Annotated in this window: 14 protein-coding genes; 11 read left to right on the forward strand and 3 right to left on the reverse strand. The window is 70.5% G+C overall.

Annotation, left to right across the window (positions count from 1 at the left end; translation table 11 throughout):
- Positions 1 to 586 precede the first annotated feature (586 nt).
- The gene (locus tag M1E25_RS00005) at positions 587 to 1,579 is read right to left on the reverse strand and encodes a DUF7847 domain-containing protein (RefSeq protein WP_251407396.1); all 993 of its coding nucleotides are present in this window, start codon (positions 1,577 to 1,579) and stop codon (positions 587 to 589) included.
- A 461-nt stretch (positions 1,580 to 2,040) separates the two neighbouring features.
- On the opposite strand from M1E25_RS00005, the gene mtnA reads away from it, so the two are divergent.
- From mtnA to M1E25_RS00040, 7 genes are all read left to right on the forward strand, one after another.
- A complete protein-coding gene (gene mtnA / locus M1E25_RS00010) occupies positions 2,041 to 3,171 on the forward strand; it encodes an S-methyl-5-thioribose-1-phosphate isomerase (RefSeq protein WP_251407398.1) in 1,131 nt (376 codons plus the stop codon).
- Positions 3,172 to 3,186: 15 nt separating this feature from the next.
- Positions 3,187 to 3,876, forward strand: coding sequence for a two-component system response regulator MtrA (gene mtrA / locus M1E25_RS00015; protein ID WP_285830175.1), 690 nt, complete (start codon positions 3,187 to 3,189; stop codon positions 3,874 to 3,876).
- Between the two features lies 1 nt (position 3,877).
- On the forward strand, positions 3,878 to 5,878 hold the full coding sequence (gene mtrB / locus M1E25_RS00020) for an MtrAB system histidine kinase MtrB (RefSeq protein WP_251407402.1): 2,001 nt from the start codon (positions 3,878 to 3,880) through the stop codon (positions 5,876 to 5,878).
- The gene (locus tag M1E25_RS00025; RefSeq protein WP_251407404.1) at positions 5,868 to 7,733 is read left to right on the forward strand and encodes an LpqB family beta-propeller domain-containing protein; all 1,866 of its coding nucleotides are present in this window, start codon (positions 5,868 to 5,870) and stop codon (positions 7,731 to 7,733) included. Before mtrB ends, M1E25_RS00025 begins: the two co-directional genes overlap by 11 nt.
- 106 nt (positions 7,734 to 7,839) lie before the next feature.
- Positions 7,840 to 8,547 (forward strand): ComF family protein, encoded by a 708-nt coding sequence (locus M1E25_RS00030; RefSeq protein ID WP_251407406.1) that lies wholly within the window; start codon positions 7,840 to 7,842, stop codon positions 8,545 to 8,547.
- 361 nt (positions 8,548 to 8,908) lie between these two features.
- Complete coding sequence (gene hpf, locus M1E25_RS00035) at positions 8,909 to 9,589, forward strand: ribosome hibernation-promoting factor, HPF/YfiA family (protein WP_251407408.1); 681 nt, start codon at positions 8,909 to 8,911, stop codon at positions 9,587 to 9,589.
- Positions 9,590 to 9,778: 189 nt separating this feature from the next.
- The gene (locus M1E25_RS00040) at positions 9,779 to 10,513 is read left to right on the forward strand and encodes a response regulator (protein WP_251407410.1); all 735 of its coding nucleotides are present in this window, start codon (positions 9,779 to 9,781) and stop codon (positions 10,511 to 10,513) included.
- 22 nt (positions 10,514 to 10,535) lie between these two features.
- On the opposite strand, the gene M1E25_RS00045 is transcribed toward M1E25_RS00040, so the two are convergent.
- Positions 10,536 to 11,750: a winged helix-turn-helix domain-containing protein gene (locus tag M1E25_RS00045; RefSeq protein ID WP_251408190.1), complete on the reverse strand. Its 1,215-nt coding sequence runs from the start codon at positions 11,748 to 11,750 to the stop codon at positions 10,536 to 10,538.
- 391 nt (positions 11,751 to 12,141) lie between these two features.
- Here M1E25_RS00045 and secA point away from each other — a divergent pair, with 391 nt between their 5' ends.
- On the forward strand, positions 12,142 to 14,967 hold the full coding sequence (gene secA, locus M1E25_RS00050) for a preprotein translocase subunit SecA (protein ID WP_251407411.1): 2,826 nt from the start codon (positions 12,142 to 12,144) through the stop codon (positions 14,965 to 14,967).
- Between the two features lie 104 nt (positions 14,968 to 15,071).
- Here secA and M1E25_RS00055 read toward each other — a convergent pair whose 3' ends face one another.
- Entirely contained in the window at positions 15,072 to 15,545 is a 474-nt protein-coding gene (locus M1E25_RS00055; protein ID WP_251407413.1) for an Rv3235 family protein, read from the reverse strand.
- 375 nt (positions 15,546 to 15,920) lie between these two features.
- Here M1E25_RS00055 and M1E25_RS00060 point away from each other — a divergent pair, with 375 nt between their 5' ends.
- The 3 genes from M1E25_RS00060 to M1E25_RS00070 all read left to right on the forward strand — a co-directional run bounded on the left by M1E25_RS00060 (position 15,921) and on the right by M1E25_RS00070 (position 22,662).
- Entirely contained in the window at positions 15,921 to 16,424 is a 504-nt protein-coding gene (locus M1E25_RS00060) for a DUF6912 family protein (protein ID WP_251407415.1), read from the forward strand.
- Between the two features lie 34 nt (positions 16,425 to 16,458).
- On the forward strand, positions 16,459 to 17,130 hold the full coding sequence (locus M1E25_RS00065) for an HAD family hydrolase (RefSeq protein WP_251407417.1): 672 nt from the start codon (positions 16,459 to 16,461) through the stop codon (positions 17,128 to 17,130).
- Between the two features lie 501 nt (positions 17,131 to 17,631).
- Positions 17,632 to 22,662 (forward strand): NAD-glutamate dehydrogenase, encoded by a 5,031-nt coding sequence (locus tag M1E25_RS00070; protein ID WP_251407419.1) that lies wholly within the window; start codon positions 17,632 to 17,634, stop codon positions 22,660 to 22,662.
- Positions 22,663 to 22,689 lie beyond the last annotated feature (27 nt).

The raw sequence follows: 22,689 nt of genomic DNA on the forward strand, positions 1-22,689 counted from the left end.
TCCGGAACCAGGTGATGGTTCCGGAACACCGGCATTTTTGCGTTGCGATGACGGGCCATCAGCCGCCCTGTGCCATACGTGGCCATACGTGAGCCGGGTGCAAAGGTTTTACGAACGGGTTGACTGAACTGAGCCTCCGCCAGTCAGGCCGGTACCGCGGGAGCGCTATGGCGATGGTTCGGGGGCAAGCCGGTGCATCGTCAACCGCCCCGCACGAGACGAGGGGCCGGCTGATGCGTCATCGGGGCCGGAGCGGAGACGACAGGATGGGTTGGTTGTCCGGGTCGCCGGTGTATGGAGCAGGCCGGAAGTCGCCGTGGGGTCACAACCGATGAGCTGTCACGGTCGTTCCCTGCGTGCGAAAAAGGGGGACGGGTGAAGCATGTGCTGACGGGATCTCTGCTCGGGCCGGCAGTAAGGGAGCCTGAGGCGTTCGTAGGCGGGAGTGGGCGGTGCCCGGGTTCACGCCAGGGCTTGTTGAGAACGGATCAGGACGTCGCGTGGGCAGGGTTGTTGCGGGAAAGGCCGCTCGGGCGCACCGTGCGGCGCGCACTGGGCAACGTGGTGTTCGCGCTCGGTCCGTCCATCAGAGCGACGAGGTCGTGTGGTGCGGCGGGCCGTCTGTGGGTGCCGGGCCGTAACCGCAGACGCCGGCAGCGCGTGCCAGTTCCAGGTCGAGGGACTCACGTCGGATCCTCTGGTCCAGATAGAGGAGCGCCGTGACGCCGGCGCTGACCGGGAAACTCACGGTCGCGGCGAGAAGCGCGCCCACACCGGTGATGATCAGGAAGGTCCAGTCGACCGGTCCTGCTCCGCCTGTCAGCCACTTCATGCCGTCTTCGCCGCCCACCAGCAGCACTGCGACGTTGGTCGGGAGCTGTATGAGCACGCCGACGAACATGAGCAGGACCTGCGTGAGGATCTGGATGCCGCACACCCGCCACCAGGCGCCGCGCACGAGCTTGGCGGACCGGCGCAGCGACGTCACGACGCCCTGCTTCTCGAGCATCAGTGCCGGTGCGGCCAGGGAGAAGCGGACCCAGAGCCACAGCGCCGCGGTGATGCCCGCGAGCAGACCGAGCATCAGCAGACTCCTGCCGGGAGCTTCTGCCCCGGACAACAGCAGTGCCGACCCCGGAACCACGGCCACGGCGAGAACTCCGACCAACACCAGCGGAATCAGCAGCAACAGACCGAAGAGACGGGGGAGCCGGGGGCGGGCGGTGCGCCAGGCATCCCCGGTGGAGACGGGCCGGCCGAGGACGGCGCGGCTGACGACGACGGTCAGAACCGCCGTGACCAGGATGCTCCCCAGAATCCCGAACAGCAGCGTAAGACCGGTGCCGGTCTGTGAGCCCGCGACCTCGCCCAGGTTCTCGGGGAGCGGTGGCGCAGGACTGTTCCCGAGGGCTTCACCTCGTGGCAGGTCCGGAAACAGGAAGCCTTCGACCGCCGTGCGAAGGCCCTGCGTGACGAATGCGACGGCCAGGGAGAAGCCGAGGGCGGTGCGCCAGTGGGTTCGTACGACGGACAGGGCGGCGAGCAGGATCTCACCGACTCCCAGCGGTCGCAGAGGCACGATGCCGGGCTGCACAGTCGGCTGCTGCCCGTAGTGCTTCGGGCCGGTGCTCCAACCGCCGACCGGTCCCCGACGATCCGGGCCGCCGGGGGCCGTCCAACGGGCCGGCGGCGGTTGCACCGGGGACCACTGGGCAGGGAACTGCGGCTTCGTGCCGTCACCCGGTTTCGTGCCGTCACCCGGTGCGGCCTTCCCGCTCTGATCGCCGGGCTGATCCGGGGCGGCGGGCTCGGACCCGTCGGCAGCGGAGGACCCGGACGGCGCCCGGCCCGGAGAGTCGTTCATGGTTGCTCCTTCACATGCCCGTCCGTGAACTCGCCTCGTCGGGCTCCGACCGCAGGGGCCGGTCCCTGGGACAGCACAACGACGGCCGGTGGGCTGCCATCGTGCCACGGCGCTCCGGCGCCCGTGGGGACCGATGCACGCTTCTGATCGCCGCCCTCGGCGTGCAGACTGGGCCCATGGATGATCAGCAGGCTGTCCCCGCCCGGGCCGCCGAGCGCCCGGGAATCCCCTCGCTGCGGTGGGAGGAGGGCCCCGCCGGCGCGACGGTGGTGCTTCTCGACCAGACCAGGCTCCCGGCCGAAGAGGTCGAGATGACCTGCGAGGACGTCCCGTCGCTGGTCCGGGCCATCACGACGCTCAGCGTGCGGGGAGCCCCGCTGCTGGGCATCGCGGGGGCATACGGCATAGCGCTGGCCGCCGCTCGCGGCGACGACGTCGGCCAAGCGGCCGAGCTGCTGGCAGATGCCCGTCCGACGGCCGTCAACCTGGGCTACGGCGTACGCCGGGCCCAAGCGGCCCATCGTGCGGCGCTGGCCGGAGGAACGGACGGGGCCGGAGCAGCGGCGGCGGCCCTGGCGGAGGCGCGGACGCTGCACCGGGAGGACGCCGAAGCCGGTGAACGGATGGCGGCCCACTGTCTGGCGCTCCTGGACGAGCTGGTGCCGGGACGCCCGATGCGCATCCTGACCCACTGCAACACGGGCCGCCTGGTCTCCGGAGGCGAGGGGACGGCCTTCGCGGTGGCACTGGCCGCCCACCGTGCGGGGCGACTGGAGCAGCTGTGGGTGGACGAGACGCGTCCGCTGCTGCAGGGGGCGCGGTTGACGGCCTACGAGGCCGCGCACCACGGCATGCAGCACACGCTGTTGGCGGACAATGCGGCCGGATCTCTGTTCGCCACCGGGCGCGTGGATGCCGTGCTGATCGGGGCCGACAGGATCGCGGCGGACGGCTCGGTGGCCAACAAGGTGGGCAGTTATCCCCTGGCCGTGCTGGCCCGGCATCACGAGGTCCCGTTCATCGTGGTCGCACCGATGACGACCGTCGACACCGGCAGCCCGGACGGGGCGTCGATCGTGGTGGAGCAACGCCCTGCACAGGAAGTGACGGAGATCACATCACGGATCCCGGGGGTTTCCGGAACGGTCGCGACCGCACAGCTCGCACCGCTCGGAACCCCAGTCCACAACCCGGCTTTCGACGTCACACCGCCGGAACTCGTCGCAGCGATCGTGACGGAACGCGGTGTTCTGCGGCCGGGGAAGGGGTCGATCGCGGCACTGTGGGGCAGGTCACCTGCCGGGTAACGATTAGCTAATGGGATGATGTCGATTATGAAAGGACGCGTCCTGGTCGTCGATGACGACACCGCACTGGCAGAGATGCTCGGCATTGTCCTGCGTGGCGAAGGTTTCGAGCCTTCGTTCGTCTCCGACGGTGACAAGGCCCTGGCAGCCTTCCGTGAGACGAAGCCGGACCTGGTACTCCTCGATCTGATGCTCCCCGGCAGGGACGGGATCGATGTCTGCCGGCTGATCCGCGCCGAGTCCGGGGTGCCGATCGTCATGCTGACCGCCAAGAGCGACACGGTCGACGTCGTCGTCGGGCTCGAGTCCGGAGCGGACGACTACATCGTCAAGCCGTTCAAGCCGAAGGAGTTGGTGGCGCGGATACGTGCCCGGCTGCGCCGGTCCGAGGATCCCGCGCCGGAGCAGCTGACCATGGGTGACCTGGTGATCGATGTCGCGGGCCATTCCGTGAAGCGGGACGGGCAGTCGATCGCGCTGACGCCGCTCGAGTTCGACCTGCTGGTCGCGCTGGCCCGCAAGCCCTGGCAGGTGTTCACCCGCGAGGTGCTGCTCGAGCAGGTCTGGGGCTACCGGCACGCCGCGGACACCCGTCTGGTCAATGTGCATGTGCAGCGGCTGCGGTCCAAGGTCGAGCGTGACCCGGAGCGGCCGGAGATCGTGGTGACGGTACGCGGGGTGGGCTACAAGGCCGGACCGAGCTGAGATGACGTGGAACGGCACAGCTCCGCGGCGTGACGCGCGGGCTGTGGACCCCGCCGGGAGGATCTCGGCCTTCGGGCGCTTCTGGCAGGGGGGCCACCTCCTGCAGGATCCGTCCGCCGGGGGCCCGGTCAATCCGGTGCTGCGGCTGTTCCTGCGCTGGGTCCGGCGTCCGCTGTTGCCGGCCGTCCGGCTGTGGCGGCGGAACATCCAGCTGCGGGTGGTGGCCACGACGCTGTTGATGTCCCTGGGTGTGGTGCTGCTCCTGGGGCTGGTGGTCATCGGGCAGGTGCGCAACGGTCTGCAGGACGCCAAGGAAGGGGCGGCGCAGAGCCAAGCCGTCGGCGGATTCACGGTCGCCCGGGACAAGGCCGACAACGATGCCCGGGGACGCGAGGGCGGCCAGGTCGGCCGCAGAGCACACAACTCCGGTGTGTGGCTGACGGACCTGGTGCAGCAGCTCGCGAGCGGCGGCCAGGGCGTCTACTCCGTGGTGGCCCTCGGATCCGACGCGGAACAGCCGTTCGTGGACGACAGCCAGGGCACCCGTGCCCCCCGCGCGTCGGGGGACATCCAGCCCGAGAAGAGCGTGCCGGCCGAGCTCCGCAGGGCTGTCGACCGTGAGTCGGGACCGCACGAGCAGCACACCCGGATCGTCCGCAGCCGGGGTGCGGACGAGCCCGCGCTGGCCATCGGCAAGCAGATGTACGACGTCAACGGCAACCCGTACCAGCTCTACTACCTCTTCCCGTTCACCCAGGAGGAGAAGTCGCTGAGCCTGGTGAAGGGGACACTGGCGACGGCCGGGGTCTTCGTGGTGATGCTGCTCGGCGCGATCGCCTGGCTGGTGGTCCGGCAGGTGGTCACCCCGGTGCGGATGGCGGCCGGGATCTCCGAGCGACTGGCGGCGGGCCGGCTCCAGGAACGCATGAAGGTCACCGGTGAGGACGACATCGCTCGGCTCGGCGAGGCGTTCAACAAGATGGGCCAGAACCTGCATCTCAAGATCCGGCAGCTGGAGGACCTCTCCCGGATGCAGCGGCGCTTCGTCTCGGACGTCTCGCACGAGCTGCGGACGCCGCTGACGACCGTGCGGATGGCCGCGGACGTCATCCATGACGCGCGGGACGGCTTCGACCCGGCGACGGCGCGTTCCGCGGAGCTGCTGCGGGGTCAGCTGGACCGGTTCGAGTCGCTGCTTGCCGATCTGCTCGAGATCAGCCGTTTCGATGCCGGGGCCGCGGCGCTCGAGGCCGGGCCGGTCGACCTGCGGGACATCGTCGTGAGGGTGGTCGAAGGCGCGGAGCCGCTGGCCGAGCGCAAGGACAGCCGGATCCTGGTGCGCGGGGACGGGAGCCCGGTGGTCGCCGAGGCCGACGCCCGGCGCATCGAGCGGGTGCTGCGCAATCTGGTCGTCAACGCAGTGGAGCACGGGGAGGGCCGGAACATCGTGGTGCGCCTCGCGGCGGCGGAGGGTGCCGTCGCTGTGGCGGTACGTGACTACGGGGTGGGCCTGAAGCCGGGCGAGGCCACCCGGGTGTTCAACCGGTTCTGGCGGGCGGATCCCGCGCGCGCCCGCACCACGGGCGGCACCGGCCTCGGGCTGTCGATCGCTGTCGAGGACGCGCGCCTGCACGGCGGCTGGCTGCAGGCCTGGGGGGAGCCGGGCGGTGGATCGCAGTTCCGGTTGACGCTGCCGGCCGCGGCGGGCGACACGCTGCGCGGCTCGCCGATACCGCTCGAACCCGACGACTCGCGGCGCAACCGCGGACTGAACGACGCGGGACTGCCGCGGGGCGGTGGACCGCGTGCGCTGATGCCGCGCCAGACGCGGGGTGAGCCCCCGGCGGGCGGAACCGACGGAACGGGCGATGCTGCGGCGCCGGTGGGTACGCATCTGGTGCCCGCCGGGGCGGAGCGCGGCCAAGAGGAGCCTTCGCCCGCCCCCGGCAGGCGATCCGACGAGCACGAGACGGAAGCGGAGGGCGGGCCACGTGGGGGCTGAGCGGTACGGGAACCGCCGCGGGGGGCCGGGCCGTGGCGCCGACCGGCGGGGTGGACGGCGTCGGGGCCCGGGCCTCGTCGTCCTGGTCTGCGCGGCGCTGTTCCTGACCGGCTGTGCGTCGATGCCGTCCGGTGGCGAGGTACACCGGATCGACGCCTCACCCAGGGCGGACACCGATTCGCAGGTGCGGGTGTTCGGGGTGCCGCCGAGCCGGGGCGAACGGCCGACCCAGATCGTGCGGGGATTCCTGGAGGCGACGACGAGCGACGAGGCCCGGTTCAGCACGGCACGCATGTACCTCACCGAACGGGCGCGCGAACGCTGGAAGCCCTTCGCGATGACCACCGTGCTCCAGGACGGCCCGAATCCGCGCCGCCAGCGGCCCAGGGGGGATCCGGACGAGAACGGCCTGATCGTCGAGGTGACCGGCCGGAAGGTCGCCACGGTCGACCGGAATCAGGCCTACACCCCCACGGACGCCGACTACCAGAAATCCGTTCATCTGGTGAGGGAGGACGGGGAGTGGCGGATCGACGCCCCGCCGGAGGGGCTGCTGCTCGGGAAATCCGACTTCGAGCGCATCTACCGTTCCGTCGACAAGTACTACTTTGCCGAGCCCCAGGTGGAGTCCAAGGGGGCGAGGAAGCATGTGCTCGTCTCGGACCCGGTCTATCTGCGCAAGCGGATCGATCCCGTCACCACGACGGTGAGATCCCTGCTGCGCGGGCCGACCGACTGGCTGGAACCGGTGGCCTCCACGGCCTTCCCCACCGGTACCAGGCTCATCGGCAACTCCCTTGCCCTGGACGACTCGAACGGGCTGCGGGTGCGGCTGAACGAACGCGGCTCCCGGGTCGGAGCTGCGCAGTGCACCCGGATGGCCGCTCAAGTCATGTTCACCGTCCAGGAACTGGCGCCGGCCGAGGTCGGCCGGGTCGAGCTTCTGCGCAGTACGGGGTCACGGCTGTGCACGCTGACCAGCGGACAGGCCGAGATGTTCGCCCCCGCCGGACTCCGCGAGACCTCCGAACGTCAGTACTTCATCGACGCGCAGCAGCGCATGGCCGCCCTGGCGGACGTGGGCACCGACACCATGCTGGTCGACGGGCCGTTCGGGCACGGCGCAGTACCGCTGGGGTCGGTCGGGGTCGATCGTTCCGAGCGGATGGCCGCCGGGGTCTCGGCCGACGGGCGGTCGCTGTACGTCGCGCAGATGAAGAAGGGCGCGGATCGCGGGCCGGTGCGTCTGCAGAGTGCTGCGCAGAGCGCCGACCACGGCTTGACGGCGCCGAGTTGGGACGGCAACGGCGACCTGTGGGTGGCGGACCGCGACCCGGCGCGTCCGCGCCTGCTCCGTCTCCCCGGCGGTACCGGGAAACCGCAGGAAGTCGACGTGCCGTCGCTCGGGGACGCCGAGATCCGGTCGCTGCGGGTCGCCTCGGACGGGTTGCGCATCGCTCTGCTGGTGTTGCGTGACGGCAGGCAGTCGCTGGAACTGGGCCGGGTGGAACGGGTCTCCGGGCAGGCGGAGCCGTCGTTGACGGTGAACGATCTGCACTCGGTGACACCCCGGATGGAACACGTCGAGGCGGCCTCCTGGGCGGGCGCGAGCCGGCTGGTGGTGGTCGGCCGGGAGCCGGGGGGAGTGCAGCAGCTGCAGTATGTCGAGACCGACGGCTCGGCCGCGAACACGCCTGCGCTGCCGGGGATCAACGGCGTGCAGGCGGTGGCGGCTTCGGAGGATCCGGACAAGCCGCTGATCGCGGACTCGGCGGACGGCATCGTCCGGCTTCCGGTGGACGCGAACTGGCGGCTCGTGGTGAATCGCGGCACGGCTCCCGTCTATCCCGGCTGACGTTCGGGTCGTCCCGCTCTCGCGGGCTCCCGGGGCGGGCTGTGCCGGACCGGCAGGGTTTTCCACAGGGGTGGCGGACGCTGTTCCCCCTGGGCACAGTGGAGTGATGGGGGAATGGCTGCAGGAACTGACGGGTCTGGTGCTGCCGGTCGACTGCGCGGGTTGCGGTGCGCCTCGGGTGGTGCTGTGCGCGGGGTGCCGGGGGGCTCTGACCGGCCTGCCGCCCCGGCGGGTGCGGCCGGTGAACCCGGTCCCGGGTGTACCGGTGGTCCATGCGGCCGCGTGGTACGCGGACGAGGTCCGGGCGGTGCTGATCGCGCACAAGGAGCGCGGGGCGACGGGGCTCGCCCGGGTGCTGGGCAGGGCACTCGCCGTGGCGGTCCGGGCGGCGATGACGGAGCGGGACTGTCCGCTGCTCCTGGTGCCGGTGCCGTCGTCCCGGCGGGCGGTGGCGGCACGCGGTCACGATCCGGTGCGCCGCATGGCCCGTGAAGCGGCGGGCGAGCTGCGGCGTACCGGCAGGGCCGCGCGGGTGCTGCCCGTTCTGCGGCAACGGCGGGTGGTGGCCGACCAGTCCGGGCTCGGCGCTCGCGCACGGCGGGAGAACCTGGCGGGCGCCCTGGAGACGGTGCCCGGTGCACGCCGGCTGTTGCACGGTGGCGGGGTCGTGCTGGTGGACGACCTCATGACCACGGGTGCGTCGTTGGCGGAGGCGGCCCGGGCGACAGGGGCGGAGGGTGTCGTGGCCGGGGGTGCTGCGGTGGTCGCGGCGACCGCGAACACCACCGCCTCGTCAGCGCGCCCCGCACGCTGACGTGCGGCGTTGCAGGCGTTGACGTCGGAGAGCACCTGAACGGGGGTACGCGTCGGTAGGGGGTGCCGACACCCACTCGGGCGAGCTATGTTCGGGGGTGAGGAGCAGAAGGCGTGGTATTCCTCCTGTCCGCGGATGCACTGCACATTTTTTGCAGGAACCCTGAAATGGGTGGGGTGGAACTCCGAGGACTGGGGAGAAGGAGGTGAAAGCCGCAGCGCCGCGGCTCCGGACGACCCCCCGGGCCGTGGTGGTGCAGCAGACGCAGTGCCGGCCGGGACGTGCCCGCCGATGGGCGGCCCGCCGGCCCAGGGCAAGTGGGATCCCGCCTGCGGGCGGGCATCCGGGAACGGAGTTCTGCGTGGACATCGTCGTCAAGGGCCGCAAGACCGAGGTGCCCGAGCGCTTCCGCAAGCACGTGGCCGAGAAGCTGAAGCTGGACAAGATCCAGAAGATCGACGGCAAAGTGATCCGCCTCGATGTCGAGGTGACCAAGGAGCACAACCCGCGGCAGGCCGACCGTTCGGACCGGGTGGAGATCACCCTGCATTCGCGTGGTCCGGTGATCCGCGCCGAAGCTTCCGCCGGAGATCCGTACGCCGCCCTGGACGCGGCGACCAGCAGGCTGGAAGCGCAGCTGCGCAAGCAGGCCGACAAGCGGCGTGTGCACCGGGGTGGCCGGACGCCGACGAGTGTGGCTGCCGCAACCGCGCCCCTTGCCGCTCACATCAACGGGGAACTCGCGCAGGAGCGCCCCGAGCCGGGAGTCCGTACGACCCGGATGGGCTCGCTCGAGGTGCAGGGCGAAGGCCCTCTCGTGGTCCGCGAGAAGACGCACGCCGCCGCCCCGATGAGTCTCGACCAGGCCCTGTACGAGATGGAGTTGGTCGGCCACGACTTCTACCTGTTCGTGGATTCCGACACCAAGAACCCGAGCGTCGTCTACCGGCGGCACGGATACGACTACGGCGTGATCCACCTCGAGACCGACCCGATGATCGAAGAGGCACCCGAGGGCGCGGGGGGAGCGCTGGGTGGCTGACCGGCGGATCTGAGTGCTGAACCGAGTGCCCCCGGAGCGACCTTGCGCCCCCGGGGGCACCGGTGTGCGACACCGGAAGCGATGTCCTCGTGGCCGGGCATGAAATCATGGCCAGCCGGGCAACCCGTGGCGGGATCAGTCCCGTTGGCCCGTGAGCTACCAGGGCTTCGGCCTTCAGGGGGAGGAACGATGGAGGACAGCTTGGGGCACAAGCCCGGCCTGCGCGAGGAGGGCGCGCGTTCGGGCGACGGCGCTGCCGGAGGGGAGCCGATCCGCGTTCTCGTCGTCGACGATCACGCGCTGTTCCGGCGCGGACTGGAGATGGTGCTCGAGCAGGAAGAGGGCATCGAGGTCGTCGGTGAGGCCGGGGACGGTGCGGAGGCGGTGGACAAGGCGGCGGATCTGCTGCCGGACATCGTGCTGATGGACGTCCGGATGCCGAAGCGCGGGGGCATCGAGGCGTGCACGTCCATCAAGGAGGTGGCACCCAGCGCCAGGATCATCATGCTCACCATCAGCGACGAGGAAGCCGACCTCTACGACGCGATCAAGGCCGGCGCAACCGGCTACCTGCTCAAGGAGATCTCCACCGACGAGGTGGCGACCGCGATCCGCGCCGTGGCCGACGGCCAGTCGCAGATCAGCCCGTCCATGGCGGCCAAGCTGCTCACTGAGTTCAAGTCGATGATCCAGCGGACGGACGAGAAACGGCTGGTGCCCGCCCCCCGGCTCACGGACCGGGAGCTGGAGGTCCTCAAACTCGTCGCGACGGGCATGAACAACCGCGACATCGCCAAGGAATTGTTCATCAGCGAGAACACCGTGAAGAACCACGTGCGCAACATCCTGGAGAAGCTGCAGCTGCACTCGCGGATGGAAGCGGTGGTGTACGCGATGCGCGAGAAGATCCTGGAGATCAGGTAGCGGGCCGGCAGCGCCGGTGGCCTCAGCCGGCGACCGCAGCGACGAGCCCGGCCGTGAGATCGGAGGGCAGGGTGCGCTCGATGCGCACGTTGTCGCAGCCCACCCAGGACGCCGCCTCACGCAGGGCACGGGCCATCGGAACCACGGCACCGGGGCCGTCCAGCGAGACCTGCCGTGCGACCAGGGTGCGTCCCTCCCGGGCCGGGTCGACCCGTCCCCGCAGGCGCCCGCCGGTGAGCAGCGGCATGGCGAAGTAGCCGTGCACGCGCTTCGGCTTGGGGACGTACGCCTCCAGCCGGTGCGTGAAGCCGAAGATCCGCTCGGTGCGCGGGCGGTCCCAGATCAGCGAGTCGAACGGTGAGAGCAGGGTGGTGCGGTGCCGGCCCCGCGGCACGTCCGCCAGCGCCGCGGGGTCGGCCCAGGCGGGTTTCGCCCAGCCCTCCACGCGGACCGGTACCAGGCCCGTGTCGGCGATCACGGAGTCGACCTGTTCGCCCTTGAGACGGTGGTAGTCGGCGAGGTCGGCCCGGGTGGCCACCCCCATCGCGGCTCCTGCCTGGGCGACCAGCCGGCGCATGCACTCCCGGTCGTCGAAGTCGTCGTGCAGCAGCTCGGACGGTACGGCCCGCTCGGCGAGGTCGTAGACCCGCTTCCAGCCGCGCCGCTGCGTGCAGACGACCTCACCGGTGTCGAGGAGCCACTCCACGGCGATCTTGGTCTCCGACCAGTCGTACCAGGGGCCGCCGTTCTTGGCGCCGCCGAGTTCCGTCGCGGTCAGCGGTCCGTCGATCTTCAGCCGGTCGCGGACCGCCCCGCAGGAGCGCTCCGAGTCCTCGAGGACGTGCCAGCGGTGCCCGCGGGCCAGCCGGGCACGCCGTCGGAACGCGAAGTGGGGCCACTCCTCGATCGGCAGGATGCAGGCGGCGTGCGACCAGTACTCGAAGGAGTGGGTGTCGGTCCAGTACGCCGCCTCGACGGCAGGGCGTCCGACAGCGCCGAGACGTGCGTAGGGGATCAGCTCGTGGGAGCGGGCGAGCACCGAGATCGTGTCCAGCTGGACGGCGCCGAGCCCGCGCAGTACCCGGCGCACCCGGTCCTGGGGTCTGCCACGCCGATCCGGCGCACCGAGCAGCCCCTGCGCACGCAGGGCGAGGCGGCGGACGTCGTCCGCGGACAGTTCGACCGTGGGGCCGGGCACGTTCGTCATGCGCGGCACCCTAGACGCCGCCACCGACATTGATACTCGTAGCGGGTTCCGGTGGTCGTGGCTCTGCCACTGACCGACAGCTGTGACGGGTTCCGCGATCCCGCCGTCCGAGGGCAGGCGGGCGGTGGGGCCATCGAGCATCGGACCGGAGTGAAGCGCTCCTCCTTCGAGGTCGGTTCGCATGGCGGGAATCCCGGTGGTGCGCCGACCGGGAGGCCGGTTTTTGCCGCCTCGTGGTGCGGGTGCGGGCACCTTCGGGGGGATCCGTGCGTTCTTCTTACGGGTGACAGCGCGGCTCGGAGCCCAGGGACCTCCCGGCCCGGCCGGGTCCTGACTTACGATGGCCGTTGCGGCGGGGCCTGTCCCTGCCGTGCCCGCGCACCGACGGTGCCAGGCCCGACCGGCAAGGAGACCAACCTACGTGTCCGTCTTCAACAAGCTCATGCGTGCAGGCGAAGGCAAGATCCTGCGCAAGCTGCACCGCATCGCGGGCCAGGTCAACTCCATCGAAGAGGACTTCGTCAACCTCACCGACGCCGAGCTCCGGGCGCTCACGGACGAGTTCAAGGAGCGCTACGCCGACGGTGAGAGCCTGGATGACCTGCTCCCCGAGGCGTTCGCCACCGTCCGCGAGGCCGCCAAGCGTGTGCTCGGCCAGCGCCACTACGACGTTCAGATCATGGGTGGTGCGGCGCTCCACATGGGGTATGTCGCCGAGATGCGCACCGGTGAGGGCAAGACCCTCGTCGGAACCCTGCCGACGTACCTCAACGCGCTGTCCGGCAAGGGCGTTCACCTGATCACGGTGAACGACTACCTCGCCGAGCGCGACTCCGAGTGGATGGGCCGGGTGCACAGGTTCCTCGGCCTGGAGGTCGGCTGCATCCTGGCCAACATGACCCCCGCGCAGCGACGTGAGCAGTACCACTGCGACATCACCTACGGCACCAACAACGAGTTCGGCTTCGACTACCTGCGCGACAACATGGCGTGGTCGCAGGACGAACTGGTCCAGCGGGGCCACAACTTCGCGGTCGTCGACGAGGTCGACTCGATCCTGGTGGACGAGGCCCGTACGCCGTTGATCATCTCCGGTCCGGCCGACCAGGCCACCAAGTGGTACGGCGACTTCGCCAAGCTCGTGAAGCGTCTGAACAAGGGCGAGGCCGCGAACCCCCAGCGCGGGATCGAGGAGACGGGCGACTACGAGGTCGACGAGAAGAAGCGCACCGTCGCCATCCACGAGTCGGGCGTCTCCAAGGTCGAGGACTGGCTGGGCATCGACAACCTCTACGAGTCGGTGAACACCCCGCTCGTCGGTTACCTGAACAACGCCATCAAGGCCAAGGAACTCTTCAAGAAGGACAAGGACTACGTCGTCATCGACGGCGAGGTCATGATCGTCGACGAGCACACCGGCCGAATTCTCGCCGGCCGCCGTTACAACGAGGGCATGCACCAGGCGATCGAGGCGAAGGAAGGGGTGGAGATCAAGGACGAGAACCAGACGCTCGCGACGATCACGCTCCAGAACTTCTTCCGTCTCTACGACAAGCTCTCCGGCATGACCGGTACCGCCATGACCGAGGCGGCCGAGTTCCACCAGATCTACAAGCTCGGCGTGGTTCCGATCCCGACGCACCGGTCGGTGCAGCGTGTCGACCTGTCGGACCTGATCTACCGCACCGAGCCGGCGAAGTTCGATGCCGTGGTCGAGGACATCGTCGTCAAGCACGCCAAGGGGCAGCCGGTCCTGGTGGGTACGACGTCGGTGGAGAAGTCCGAGTACCTGTCGAACCAGCTCACCAAGCGCGGTGTGCCGCACGAGGTGCTCAACGCCAAGCAGCACGACCGTGAGGCGACGATCGTCGCCCAGGCCGGGCGCAAGGGTGCCGTCACGGTGGCGACCAACATGGCCGGCCGCGGTACCGACATCAAGCTCGGCGGCAACCCCGACGACCTGGCCGAGGCGGAGCTGCGGCAGCGCGGCCTCGACCCGATGGAGCACCCGGAGGAGTGGGCGGCGGCCCTGCCGGTGGCCATGGAGAAGGCCGAGGCGGCGGTCAAGGCCGAGTTCGAGGAGGTCAAGTCGCTCGGCGGGCTGTACGTGCTGGGAACCGAGCGTCACGAGTCGCGGCGGATCGACAACCAGTTGCGCGGTCGTTCCGGCCGTCAGGGCGACCCGGGCGAGTCCCGCTTCTACCTGTCGCTCGGCGACGACCTGATGCGGCTGTTCAAGGCGCAGATGGTGGAGCGGGTCATGGCCATGGCCAACGTCCCGGACGACGTGCCGATCGAGAACAAGATGGTCACCCGGGCCATCGCGTCCGCCCAGTCGCAGGTCGAGCAGCAGAACTTCGAGACCCGTAAGAACGTCCTGAAGTACGACGAGGTGCTCAACCGGCAGCGTGAGGTCATCTACGCGGAGCGCCGCCGCGTCCTGGAGGGCGAGGACCTGCAGGAGCAGATCCAGCACTTCATGGACGACACCATTGATGCCTACATCCAGGCCGAGACGGCCGAGGGCTTCGCCGAGGAGTGGGACCTCGACCGGCTGTGGGGCGCGTTCAAGCAGCTCTACCCGGTGGCGGTCACCATCGAGGAGCTCGAAGAGGCGGCCGGTGACCGGGCCGGCATCACGGACGAGTTCATCGCCGAGTCCGTCAAGGACGACATCCGCGCACAGTACGAGGCGCGGGAGGAGCAACTCGGCTCGGAGATCATGCGTGAGCTCGAGCGCCGGGTCGTCCTCTCGGTCCTCGACCGCAAGTGGCGTGAGCACCTGTACGAGATGGACTACCTCCAGGAGGGCATCGGGCTGCGCGCGATGGCCCAGAAGGACCCGCTGGTCGAGTACCAGCGCGAGGGCTTCGACATGTTCACGGCCATGATGGAGGGCATCAAGGAGGAGTCCGTCGGCTACCTGTTCAACCTGGAGGTCCAGGTCGAGCAGCAGGTCGAGGAGGTGCCGGTCCCCGAGGAGGGGAAGGCCTCGCTGGAGAAGCAGCCCGAGGCGGCCGTGCCGGCGGCGGCCGGCGCCCGTCCCGAGATCCGGGCCAAGGGCCTGCAGGCCCAGCGGCACGAGCGGCTGCACTTCTCGGCGCCGACCGTGGACGGTGAGGGCGGTGTCGTCGAGAGCGACTTCGAGACCGGTGAGATCCCGGTGATCCGGTCCGAGGCGGACGGCCTGACCCGTGCGGAGCGTCGCAAGGCCCAGAAGGCGGCCGGCCGCCGCCGCAAGAAGTAGCGCGCCTGGCGCGTACGACAGGGACGAACGGCCGGGGCCGGGCACTCGAGGGTGCCCGGCCCCGGCCGTTGCGTTGCGGCACGCTCCGGGGCCCGTGGCGGAGGTCAGGCGTCTTCCCGCAGGGCCGCTCCGATGTCGACGGCCGAGCAGCGCCAGCGGGTGTCGCGGCCGCGTTCGAGACGGAAGGCGAGGGCGCGCAGCCGGTCCCCCGACTCGATCCGCGCGAAGGCCTCGATGATGCCCGGGTCCGGCCGGAACTCGTCGCAGTGGCGGACCGCGGGCGCGGGAGAGCGGACGCCGTCGGGGGCGGGACGCAGCGGGGTGAGCGGCGCGAGTGCGATGAGCTGGTCGTACGCGGCACCGAGGGTGTGCCCGAGCATCCAGTGCACCGGCTTCTGCCCGCTGAGGGTGAGCAGCAGGCGGTTGGCGAACCAGTAGCGGGGGAGCCGCTCGAGTTCGCGACGCCGCAGCGCGGCGTTGGTGGCGGCTCCGGGGCCCCGTGGGTCGCGCCGGGGCGGTGGAGCGCCATGTCCGCGCGGTCGCAGCGGTGGGCGTCGGCCCGGCGTCGTCCTGTTCATGGCTGATGACCCCCGTCATTCCGATGGTCCACCCGGAATATACCGAGCGGTAACTTGTGGTTGCCCAGTCTTCTACGGCTCCCGGTGCGGCGGCGCAAGCGTGGTGGATCGCGCGCCGCGGTGCCGTGGAGTTCACCTATCCGGGTGATGAGCCGGACCAGGGTTTCCGTGCGGCCGGATCGCGGCCGGTCACGACGGTGCGCGCGGGACGTGGAGGCCGCAGCGGGCGGCCCCCGGAGGCTCGGGAGTCGTCCACCGATGCCGCCCGGAAGGGGGACCCCGGCGAGTCCCACGGCTCTATGCTGGCCCTACCCGGACGGCGCCCCCGGCGCCGGCCGGAACCGGAACGTCCGTGCCTTCACGAAAGCGGCAGCCATGCGCGTCTACGTCCCCCTGACCCTGTCCGGTCTCGCAGATGCGTACGAGGCGGGCGAGCTCGGGCCCGGGCCGCTGGACGCCTACGCCGTGACCCCCGCGCTGCGCGAGTGGTACCTCTCCGACAACGTCGAGGAACTCGAGTACGCGGCCCTCGGCCGGGCGGCCCAGGCCTCGCTCCGGCTGCTCGCGACAGACCCGCAGGCCGCCCGCCGCAGGGTGGTCGTCGCCGCAGACGTCCCGGACGGGTCCGCCCCCTCCGACCCCGACCGTGGGCTGGACCAGGGCGCGCTCGGCATGGTGCGCTGCGCCGGCCCGCTGCCGTTCACCGAGGTGGCGGCCGTGCACGTGGACGCCCCGGACGCCGAGGAGGACGTGGCGGCTGCCGCCGCGGCCCTGGGCGCGGCGGACCTCGACGACGACGCCCGGTTCACCGTGGACGGCGCCGAGGCCCACGAACTCCTCTGGTTCGCCACCCAGGAGGTTCCGGGCCTCATCGGCTGACCGCACTGTCGGTGCCGATGGGTACCGTTCTTCCATGCGCAGAACCGGGGCACACGGGGCACACATCGTCTGGGACTGGAACGGCACACTCTTCCACGACATCCACGCGGTGATCGAGGCGACCAACGCCTCGTTCGCCGAGATCGGCCTGCCGCCGATCACCCTCGACCGGTACCGCGAGATCTACTGCGTGCCCATCCCCCGCTTCTACGAACGGCTGATGGGCCGGCTGCCGACGGACGCCGAGTGGCAGATGATGGACGGCGCGTTCCACCGCCACTACTGGGAGCTGGCGCCGCGTGCCGAACTGGCCGCCGGCGCCCGGGAGATCCTCGCCGACCGCCGGGCCGCGGGCGCCACCCAGTCGCTGTGCTCCCTCGCCCCGCACGAGCACCTGGTACCGATCGTGCGGGGCCACGGCATCGAGGAGCACTTCGTCCGGGTCGACGGCCGGGTCGGGCCCTCGCACACCGGCAAGGCGGAGCACATGGTCCGCCACCTGGGTGCGCTGGAAGGCGTGCCCGCCGACCGCATCGTCGTCATCGGAGACGCCCTGGACGACGCGGTGGCCGCCGAGCACGTGGGCGCGCGTGCAGTGCTCTACACCGGCGGATCGCACAGCCGGGCGAGCCTGACGGCGGCGGGAGTCCCGGTGGTCGACACCCTGGCCGAGGCCGTGGAAGCCGCTGAGCACCTGGTCCGCTGAGACGCGACCGTCCGCTGAGGGAGGTGGAGCGGGTCGGCCGAAGGCGGTCGTCCGCGGTCGTCCCCGCCCGAGCGAGAACGTCCCCGAGCTCCCGGTTCGCTGTCCGGAGCGTCAAACTTCGGCTCCCGGTTTTGTACACAAACGGCTCATGACGGGTCCCCGGGGGAGGGCGATAGCCTGGTGCCGTGATCAGCGCGATATCCCGAGGGGGCAGCGAAGCCCCCGGGGCCCCGCGGCAACGCCCCGGGGTTCACGGCCGCAGCCGGGGGTGGGAACACTTCCGGGCCGTTGCCGACCCGAAACGGGACCGTGTCCCGGAAATCGGCGATACCGGCACGATCATCTCTCATCTCGGCATAGCGTCGGCACTGTGCGGATCCGCATCCCGCCCGTCCTCCGGTACCCCTCCGGAAGGCAGTCCCGGGACGCTGTCCGCACGGCGCGACCACACGCCGTCATCCCCGACGTCACGCAACGACGCGCGACAGGAGCCACGAGGACATGCAGACCAAGCTGGACGAAGCCAAGGCCGAGCTGCTCGAACGGGCGGCCCGCGTAGCTGAGAACAGCCCGGCCGGGGGGCAACATCCGGTACAGGGCCTCGATCGGGAGGCCCTGACCGCGTTTCTCCAGCGCTACTACCTGCACACCGCACCCGAGGACCTGACCGGGCGGGACCCGGTCGACGTCCTGGGTGCCGCACTTTCCCACTACCGCCTGGCGGAGAACCGCCCGCAGGGCACCGCGAGCGTCCGGGTGAGCACCCCGACCGTCGAGGAGAACGGCTGGACCTGCTCCCACTCGGTCGTCGAGGTCGTCACCGACGACATGCCGTTCCTGGTGGATTCGGTCACCAACGAGCTCACCCGAGAGAACCGCGGCATCCACGTGGTGATCCACCCGCAGATCGCCGTCCGCCGGGACATCACCGGCAAGCTCATCGAGATCCTCGACCACGACGCCGATGCGGACGACGAGGGGGCAGCGGCCGACCTGCCGGACGACGCGCTCACCGAGTCCTGGATCCACGTCGAGATCGACCGCGAGACCGACCGCGGCGACCTCAAGCAGATCACCTCCCACCTGCAGCGCGTCCTCTCCGACACCCGCGAGGCCGTCGAGGACTGGGAGAAGATGCGGGAGACGGCGCTGCGCCTGGCCGAGGACCTGCCCTCCGAGCCCGTCGCCGCCGATCTGCGCCAGGAGGAGGTCGAGGAGGCCCGCGAGCTGCTGCGCTGGTTGGTCGCCGACCACTTCACCTTCCTCGGCTACCGCGAGTACGAGGTGACGCCCGAGGACGAGAGCGACGCGGAGGAGGTGCTCAAGGCACTCCCCGGCACCGGGCTCGGCATCCTGCGCTCCGACCCCGTGCACCACGAGACCGGCCCGGACGCCGGCCTGCACTCCCGGCCGCACTCGCCGGCGTTCGATCAGCTGAAGGCCGAGGCCCGGGCCAAGGCCCGCGAGCACAAACTGCTCGTTCTCACCAAGGCCAACAGCCGCGCCACGGTGCACCGCCCCTCCTACCTCGACTACATCGGCGTCAAGAAGTTCGACCAGCAGGGCAACGTCGTCGGTGAGCGCCGCTTCCTCGGCCTGTTCTCCTCGGCCGCCTACACCGAGTCGGTGCGCCGCGTCCCCGTCGTCCGCCGCAAGGTCGCCCAGGTGCTCTCGGGAGCCGGGTTCTCCCCCAACAGCCACGACGGCCGCGACCTGCTGCAGATCCTGGAGACGTACCCCCGGGACGAGCTGTTCCAGACGCCCGTCGACCAGCTGCGCTCCATCGTCACCAGCGTGCTCTACCTCCAGGAGCGCCGCCGGCTGCGGCTGTACCTGCGGCAGGAGGAGTACGGGCGCTACTACTCGGCGCTCGTCTACCTGCCCCGGGACCGGTTCAACACGAGCGTCCGGCTGCGCCTGATCGACATCCTGAAGGAGGAACTCGGCGGTACCAGCGTCGACTTCACGGCCTGGAACACCGAGTCGATCCTGTCGCGGCTGCACTTCGTCATCCGCGTGGAGCCCGGCACCGCCCTGCCCCACCTGACCGACGCCGACGTCGACCGCATCGAGAGCCGGCTCGCCGAGGCCGCCCGGTCCTGGTCCGACGGCTTCATGGAGGCACTGACCGCCGAGTGCGGCGAGGAGCGCGCCGCCGAGCTGTCCCACCGGTGGGGCAATGCGTTCCCCGAGGGTTACAAGGCCGACTTCAGCCCCCGCGCGGCCGTTGCCGACCTTCAGCGGATCGCCCGGCTGACGGCCGAGGGCGGCGAGCAGGACTTCGCCCTCAGCCTCTACGAGCCGGTCGGCGCCGCCCCCGACGAACGCCGGTTCAAGATCTACCGCACCGGCGGCCAGGTCTCCCTCTCCGCGGTGCTGCCCGTCCTCCAGCGGCTCGGCGTCGAGGTCGTGGACGAGCGCCCGTACGAGTTGCGCTGCGCCGACCGCAGCACCGCGTGGATCTACGACTTCGGTCTGCGCATGCCCGAACTCCAGCAGGGCGACTACCTCGGCGATGACGCCCGCGAGCGCTTCCAGGACGCCTTCGCGGCCGTGTGGACGGGGGAGGCCGAGAACGACGGGTTCAACGCCCTGGTGCTCAGCGCCGGTCTCGACTGGCGGCAGGCCATGGTGCTGCGTGCCTACGCCAAGTACCTGCGCCAGGCCGGGTCCACCTTCAGCCAGGACTACATGGAGGACACCCTCCGCAACAACGTCCACACCACGCGGCTCCTGGTGAACCTCTTCGAGGCCCGGATGTCGCCGGACCGGCAGCGGGCCGGCGTCGAACTGACCGACGCCCTGCTCGAGGAGCTGGACGCCGCGCTCGACCAGGTGGCCAGCCTCGACGAGGACCGCATCCTGCGCTCCTTCCTCACCGTCATCAAAGCCACCCTGCGCACCAACCACTTCCAGCGCGCCGACGGCGGCAGTGCCAAGGTGGGCCAGGTCGGCGACGAGACGGGCAAGCCCCACGGCTACCTGTCGATGAAGCTGGACCCGCAGGCGATCCCGGACCTGCCCGCCCCGCGCCCCGCCTACGAGATCTGGGTCTACTCGCCCCGCGTCGAGGGCGTCCACCTGCGCTTCGGAAAGGTGGCCCGCGGCGGTCTGCGCTGGTCCGACCGGCGCGAGGACTTCCGTACGGAGATCCTCGGTCTGGTCAAGGCGCAGATGGTCAAGAACACCGTGATCGTGCCCGTCGGCGCCAAGGGCGGATTCGTCGGCAAGCGGCTCCCGGACCCGTCCGTGGACCGCGACGCCTGGCTCGCCGAGGGCGTCGCCTGCTACAAGACGTTCATCTCGGGCCTGCTCGACATCACGGACAACCTCGTCGCCGGTGAGGTCCAGCACCCGAAGGACGTGGTGCGCCACGACGAGGACGACACGTACCTGGTCGTCGCCGCCGACAAGGGCACCGCCACCTTCTCCGACATCGCCAACGAGGTCGCCGTCGCCTACGACTTCTGGCTCGGCGACGCCTTCGCCTCCGGCGGGTCGGCCGGCTACGACCACAAGGGCATGGGCATCACCGCACGCGGCGCTTGGGAGTCGGTCAAGCGCCACTTCCGCGAGCTCGGCCACGACACCCAGACCCAGGACTTCACGGTCGTCGGCGTCGGCGACATGTCCGGCGACGTCTTCGGCAACGGCATGCTGCTCTCCGAGCACATCCGCCTGGTCGCAGCGTTCGACCACCGCCACATCTTCATCGACCCGGTCCCGGACGCCGCTCGCTCGTACGCCGAACGCCGCCGGATCTTCGACCTGCCGCGCAGCTCCTGGGCGGACTACGACACCTCCCTGCTGTCGCAGGGCGGTGGCGTCTTCCCGCGCAGTGCCAAGGCCATCACGATCAACGCGCAGATCCGGGCGGCGCTAGGGATCGGCTCGCGGGTAACCAAGATGACACCGGCCGACCTGATGAAGGCCATCCTCCAGGCCCCTGTGGACCTGCTGTGGAACGGCGGCATCGGCACCTACGTGAAGTCCGAGCAGGAGAGCCACGCCGATGTCGGGGACAAGGCCAACGACGCCATCCGCGTCGACGGCCGGGCCCTGCGCGTCAAGGTCGTCGGCGAGGGCGGCAACCTGGGCCTCACCCAGCTCGGCCGCATCGAGTTCGCCGGCTGCGGCGGTCCCGACGGCACCGGCGGCCGGGTGAACACCGACGCCATCGACAACAGCGCGGGCGTGGACACCTCCGACCACGAGGTGAACATCAAGATCCTCCTGAACTCGGTGGTGGCCGACGGCGACCTCACCGTCAAGCAGCGCAACAAGCTGCTCGCGGACATGACCGACGAGGTCGGCGAGCTCGTGCTGCGCAACAACTACGCGCAGAACGTCGCCCTCGCCAACTCCGAGACCCAGGCCGCCAGCCTCCTTCACGCCCAGCAGCGGCTGATGCGCAGCCTCGAGCGCGAGGGGCGGCTCGACCGGGAGCTCGAGTTCCTGCCGACCGACCGGCAGATCCGCGAGCGGCTGAGCGCCGGGCGCGGGCTGACCGGGCCCGAGCTCGCCGTCCTGCTGGCTTACGTCAAGATCACCACGGCCGACGAGGTGATCGCCACCGAGCTGCCGGACGACCCGTACCTGGAGCGGCTGCTGCGGGCGTACTCGCCCAAGGCGCTGGCGGAGCGGTTCCCCGAGCAGCTGGACGGGCACGCGCTGCGCCGCGAGATCGTGACGACGGTGCTGGTCAACGACACGATCAATACGGCGGGCACCACGTTCCTGCACCGGATGCGCGAGGAGACCGGAGCCTCCACGGAGGAGATCGTGCGCGCCCAGACGGCGGCCCGCACGATCTTCGGGCTGGCCGACATCTGGGACGCCGTCGAGGCCTTGGACAACCGGGTCGCGGCCGACGTACAGACCCGGATCCGGCTGCACTCGCGGCGGCTGGTCGAGCGCGGCACCCGCTGGCTGCTGAACAACCGGCCGCAGCCGCTTCAGCTCGCCGAGACGGTGGAGTTCTTCACCGACCGGGTCGAGGAGGTGCGGACCCAGCTGCCGAAGCTGCTCAAGGGCTCCGACCTCGAGTGGTTCCAGGGCATCGTCGACGAACTGCTCGGCGCAGGGGTGCCCGAGGACCTGGCCCAGCGGGTCGCGGGCTTCTCGACCTCGTTCCCGACGCTCGACATCGTGGCCATCGCCGACCGGTCGGACAAGGCGCCGCTGCAGGTCGCCGAGGTCTACTACGACCTGGCCGACCGGCTGAACATCAGCCGGCTGATGGACCGCATCATCGAGCTGCCCCGCGCCGACCGCTGGCAGTCGATGGCCCGCGCCTCGATCCGCGAGGATCTGTACGCGGTGCACGCGGCGCTGACGTCGGACGTCCTCTCGGCGGCCAACGGGGGCTCGACGCCCGAGGAGCGGTTCAAGACCTGGGAGCAGCGCAACGCGGCGATCCTGGGCCGGGCCCGGGGAACCCTGGAGGAGATCCAGAACTCGGACTCCTTCGACCTGGCCAATCTGTCGGTGGCCATGCGGACGATGCGGACGCTGCTGCGCACCCACCTCTGACGCGGGTCGCGGGGTCCCGTCGAGTCT

The sequence above is a fragment of the Streptomyces meridianus genome (genome assembly GCF_023703325.1).
In the GTDB taxonomy this organism is placed as follows: Bacteria; Actinomycetota; Actinomycetes; order Streptomycetales; family Streptomycetaceae; genus Streptomyces; species Streptomyces meridianus.

Excerpts from the sequence above, each read along its gene's own strand:
- mtnA (WP_251407398.1), top strand. The coding sequence starts at position 2,041 with ATGGATGATCAGCAGGCTGTCCCCGCCCGGGCCGCCGAGCGCCCGGGA.
- mtrA (WP_285830175.1), top strand. The coding sequence starts at position 3,187 with ATGATGTCGATTATGAAAGGACGCGTCCTGGTCGTCGATGACGACACC.
- mtrB (WP_251407402.1), top strand. The coding sequence starts at position 3,878 with ATGACGTGGAACGGCACAGCTCCGCGGCGTGACGCGCGGGCTGTGGAC.
- M1E25_RS00030 (WP_251407406.1), top strand. The coding sequence starts at position 7,840 with ATGGGGGAATGGCTGCAGGAACTGACGGGTCTGGTGCTGCCGGTCGAC.
- M1E25_RS00040 (WP_251407410.1), top strand. The coding sequence starts at position 9,779 with ATGGAGGACAGCTTGGGGCACAAGCCCGGCCTGCGCGAGGAGGGCGCG.
- M1E25_RS00045 (WP_251408190.1), bottom strand. The coding sequence starts at position 11,750 with ATGTCGGTGGCGGCGTCTAGGGTGCCGCGCATGACGAACGTGCCCGGC.
- M1E25_RS00055 (WP_251407413.1), bottom strand. The coding sequence starts at position 15,545 with ATGAACAGGACGACGCCGGGCCGACGCCCACCGCTGCGACCGCGCGGA.
- M1E25_RS00060 (WP_251407415.1), top strand. The coding sequence starts at position 15,921 with ATGCGCGTCTACGTCCCCCTGACCCTGTCCGGTCTCGCAGATGCGTAC.
- M1E25_RS00065 (WP_251407417.1), top strand. The coding sequence starts at position 16,459 with ATGCGCAGAACCGGGGCACACGGGGCACACATCGTCTGGGACTGGAAC.
- M1E25_RS00070 (WP_251407419.1), top strand. The coding sequence starts at position 17,632 with ATGCAGACCAAGCTGGACGAAGCCAAGGCCGAGCTGCTCGAACGGGCG.